The 4,682-nt window shown below is 49.7% G+C and carries 4 protein-coding genes and 1 pseudogene; all 5 read right to left on the bottom strand.

The features are described 5' to 3' along the window. Nucleotides 1-737, bottom strand: a pseudogene (locus J0895_RS11055) (hypothetical protein); the annotation flags it as partial. Nucleotides 738-910: 173 nt separating this feature from the next. Then, nucleotides 911-1,495: a pentapeptide repeat-containing protein gene (locus tag J0895_RS11060; protein WP_207088152.1), complete on the bottom strand. Its 585-nt coding sequence runs from the start codon at nt 1,493-1,495 to the stop codon at nt 911-913. 288 nt (nt 1,496-1,783) lie between these two features. Continuing rightward, nucleotides 1,784-1,963 (bottom strand): 30S ribosomal protein S21, encoded by a 180-nt coding sequence (rpsU, locus tag J0895_RS11065; RefSeq protein WP_207088153.1) that lies wholly within the window; start codon nt 1,961-1,963, stop codon nt 1,784-1,786. 735 nt (nt 1,964-2,698) lie between these two features. Continuing rightward, complete coding sequence (locus tag J0895_RS11070) at nt 2,699-3,040, bottom strand: RNA recognition motif domain-containing protein (protein WP_207088154.1); 342 nt, start codon at nt 3,038-3,040, stop codon at nt 2,699-2,701. A 531-nt stretch (nt 3,041-3,571) separates the two neighbouring features. Then, nucleotides 3,572-4,438, bottom strand: coding sequence for a condensation domain-containing protein (locus J0895_RS11075; RefSeq protein ID WP_242541211.1), 867 nt, complete (start codon nt 4,436-4,438; stop codon nt 3,572-3,574). Between the last annotated feature and the right edge of the window lie 244 nt (nt 4,439-4,682).

A 4,682-nucleotide genomic window follows, 5' to 3' on the forward strand; every position in this document is an offset into this window, starting at 1 on the left:
GTTGGGGTGACGGGTTGGTAGAAGGTGAAGCTGCCTCCGAGGCGATCGACCCAAGCGCGGTGGTCATGGATGAGATTGACTTCGCGATCGCCTTCGAGAAATTGGGATTCAGGCGATCGGGTGTTAAATAAGCGGAGTTGATATCCCGGATCGAAGGGTCCAGACTGTTGCCAAGGGTCGGTATAGCGGAAAATGGCCCCAATGGTGCGCTCACCCCCTTCCAGACGCAGATCTAGGGTTTGGTCATTTTCCCCCAGGTTGGTCAAGATTAAGTCCAGGGTGCCATGAATCCCTTTAATCGAGCTATAGCCAGGTAAGGGAACGATCGCAAAATCCGGTTCTTCATCCAGTTCTTCTTGAATCGTTTCCAGTTCTGGGCGCTGAGGTTGAGTCGGGGGATTTTGTCTCTGTTGGGAAATTCCCCGTTCTAAACCTTCGCCTTTTAAACCCTCTGCCGAATAGGATAGGGGGATGTTCAGGGAGGGGGTTGCAGGCAGCAACCAATCCGCTGCCGGGGTATACAGAGATTGAAGATTGAAAGGGGTTATTTCTGTCCCTTGTCCCCAAGCGGGGAGGCGAGTGATGAAAAGGGCAGAAGTCGCTCCTAGCAACAAGGCTAGGGCTTCTAGGGATTTATACAAGATGATGTTCGCGGTCATGCCGTTGACTCCCACAGACTCCATGATGGTGTTAGGCCGCTCTTTCTGGCGATCGAGCAACCAGACTGGATAAGACAATGATTGGGGTCGGTGGCAGAAATACCGGGCGGGTTTGGACCCCAACCGATCCCCAAATCTCCTCTATCTTAGGCATTTGTGGGACCGGCGATCGCATTGGGGGGATTGCTTAGGTTTTTTATTGATGGGGGAATCGTGACAGAAGGGCGATCGCCCCTGTGCACTCAAACCGTTCACAAATGATGGTGTCCGTCTGGAAGAATGGTATTATGCAGATTAGCACCATTGAGGTTGCTGTTCCACAGGTTAGCGCCAATCAAATTGGCCTCAGTTAAATTAGCGCCCCCAAAATCCGAGGCAATGAGGTTAGCACTGCTCAGGTCCGATTCTTGGAGATTTGCGCCGACAAAGCTCGTGCTAACGAAATCCGCACCGGAACAATCAGTCTGCTGCATATTGGCATTCATTAAGTCCGCCTTATTCAAACTGGCTTTCCACAAGCTGGCCCCTTGCAAATCCGCACGGTTTAAATCCGCTTGCCCGAGTTGAGCCAGCATCAGATTCGCACGAATCAGTAAGGCATCACTGAGATTGGCTTTTTTCAGGAGGGTTGCAGTCAATTTAGCATCGGTTAAATTGGCTCCACTTAAGTTGGCCCCGTTGAGATTAGCGCGACCTAAATTAGCATCGGTTAGGTTAGCCCCAGCTAGGTTTATTTCGGGCAAATGAGCGCGATAGAGGTAACAACGGCGCAGATCTACGCCTGGGAAATTTCGTTCTCCTTCTCTGTAGCGATTGAGAAGTTCATCAGTATCCATCAGATTTATTAAAGAGTGATAGGTCAGAAAAAATGATAAGATGGCAGCCCTGATTTCCGTTAATTTTGCCCTAAGTTGCGAGGGTTAGATCCGACCCTTTTCCCTGGATTTAGTCACGGGATCAAACCTTGAGTGGACTCGTGGCGAGAATAAAGCCGTCCACAACCCGCCTTTCGCTTTCGTGCTGAGGATCGATGCTTTTGCTCACAGCACCCGGACATTGCCTTAAGGATCAACAAGTGTGGACGGCCAACACCCAAAGTAAATATACGGCGATCGCCGTTTTAATTAACGATAACGTCTCTTGCGTCGCGCAGCACTGGCCTTGCGTTTACGCTTGGACTGCGGGGTTTCAAAATGGCGACGGCACTTAACATCAGCGAGGATCCCTGATTGCGAGACTTGCCGTTTAAAGCGACGTAAGGCGGATTCAATGCCTTCGATTTCTCCTACTAAAACTTGGGTCATTCTTACTCCTTTTACTAGAGGTCCATTGGCTGTGAAGATGGCCTCAAGTCAGAACTTGACAGTTCTTATTTTACTTGAGGCCAGCAAAAATTGCGGCCTATCTGTATTATGCCCTAACAGGGTTGACGATAGCCCGCACGCCAGGGTGAGTTTCTAATATCAAATTGTGAAGATGAGGAGATGTCCTAGCGAAATGATGCTAGATGATTTTTAGCTAGACAGACGGGAATCCCCACACTAACCGAAGCGGTATAGTGTGGGATGAAAGGCGCGGTGAGATGAGGATTCCACACGCTTACAACCTCCCACGCCGTAGGCGTTGAGCCGTGAGCGTGTGGATGACGAGACGAACGACTCTTTATTGTTTTGAAAAGAATCCCCCACTAAAGCAAATATAATGAGGGAATTCTTTTTTGAACTAAATAAAGTTCAACTCCTTACGGAGTGGTGTTCTTTGCCAATGTTGTTCCAGGTTTGATGCTAATGGCACTTTCCGGCTGCCAGTAGGAATGTTTAATGATTAACCGCAGTGTTTGGGACTAGAACACGGCTGCCAAACCTGCATCCCAAAGTGCCTATATATTCTGGAGTAACGTAGTAATCCTGGCTTAACGAATTACTGAGGCTAATGACACGCTCCTTAATTTCTTAAGAAGCCCGCACTGTAACGGTATTCCGTTCAGTGCGTGTTGTGGTCACACACCTCTATCATGCTATTGATTAGGTTGGGGAGAATTATCTGTAACCGCCACCGCCTCCGCCGCCGTAACCACCACCACGTCCACCACGGTTACCGCCGCCGCCGCCGCCGCCGCCGCCGCCGCGTTTGTTATCATCGCGGGGTTTTGCTTTGTTGACTTTCAGATCTCGACCCATCCACTCAGCGCCATCAAGCGCTTCAATGGCAGCGGTTTCTTCTGCATCGGTGTCCATTTCAACAAAACCAAAGCCACGTGGACGACCCGTTTCGCGGTCTGTGGGAAGGTTAACTCGTTTCACCGTACCATATTCAGCAAAAACGCTGTTTAGGTCTTGTTCGGTGACATCGTAGGATAGATTGCCTACATAAATCGACATGGAAAGCCTCCAAAAGTTTAAGGGGATTCAGTTTCATCAGAAGTACCTGCCGACGAAGCCGATTCGGATTGATCCGGAGGCAATTCTGGAGCAAATAGCAAAACTCATTACTGAATCAAATTTTTCTTCACTACTTTAACATACTGCCCCAAGGTCGGTGAGTGTTTTTGTCTGAGGAAATTATTGAAGAGATTGGGGGGATGGGGGGGTTGGGGGAGATGGGAGGGTTGGAACCGGGTTTTTAGCTCTAATTTGTGACGAATTAGCAGGGATTTTGTCAAGAGACCCGGTGATCTGGCCTCTTTTCTGCCGAGATTCTAAACAGTCGCGGAGGCGATCGGCGAGATGTGGCACCTGGGGCTTCGTGAGCAGGGTGAGGTGGTTCCCGGGAATCTGAGTCAGTTTTATAGGTTCTTCGGTGAGTTGGCCCCATCTCAAGGTTGGATCCTGACCAGGGGCGATCGCCCCTTGATGTTGGTCTAAATCCAGAATGGAGACTCGGGGGGAAGTCCCTTACAAGAGTAGGTTTTTTTACGAACGGTCCCCGGACCTTGGCAAGGTCCGGGGACCGTCGCTGAAGTTAATAGTAAGGCGAATCACCATAAACGTAAAAAACCTACTCTTGTAAGGGGGGATGAGGGCAGACTGTCCAAACATCGGATGCACCCGAAAAAAGACCTTGAGCGCCGCCATCAGGGGTTGAGAAAGCTCTAAAACTTGACTACCTCCTTGATAGCTGGGAGTCCCTGGTTTGGGGTAGTCCCCGGGTAAATTCAGGGGAACAATTCCCCGTAACTGCTGCCGCCAATACCCTAACTGCTGCTCTAAAACCTCCCCTTGAAACCACTCCCGCTGCCATTCGGAAAAATCTGCATATTGTAGGGGTAATTCCGGCAACAAAACCGGACAATTTTCAACTAAAGCCCTGTAAATAGTTCCCAACTCCTGAACCAACACCCCCATCGACCAATCATCAGAAATAATATGGTGCATATTCAGCAGTAAAATAGAGTGAGCATCCTCCAACTGCAACAGAGTCACCCGCAGTAAAGGACCTGTGGCTAAATTAAACGGAAACTCCGACTCAACCGCCGCTAATCGAGTCGCTTCGGCTTCCCGTTCCCCGGGAGTAAACTGCCGCCAATCCAGCCTATTCATGGGGATATCGACCGACGGTGCAATTACCTGGACGGGTTCCCCCTCCACTGCCGCAAACCTCGTCCGTAATGCTTCATGACGGTTGCCAATGGCGGTAAAGGTAGCAGTTAAAGCAGCTAAATTCACCTCTCCGGTTAACCGCAATGCGGTGGTGACATTATAGTAAAGAATGACCGGGAGCAAACTGGTCAACAAACCACAATCGCTGTTGAGCAAAAGAGGTGGGAAAGACAAATACATCTATCTCCGGAGAGAGATTTAAGGCATCCGGCGAGGGGGTTAAAGGAGAGTCAAAACAGTTCGATTCCATTGCGGTAATCTGGAAAAACAGTAAAGTTCAGCGCACCCCATCGGAGGCGATTTGGTTAAAATTCACCCCTGCTCTAGGGCTGAGATTACATAAGAGGATAGACCCCCTCTCCCCCCTTGTCCATACACCAGAGGAAGAGAAGCGGAGGCTACACAGGTATAAAATTTGTATAAA

It is taken from the genome of Phormidium pseudopriestleyi FRX01 (genome assembly GCF_017313335.1).
In the GTDB taxonomy this organism is placed as follows: Bacteria; Cyanobacteriota; Cyanobacteriia; order Cyanobacteriales; family Laspinemataceae; genus Laspinema; species Laspinema pseudopriestleyi.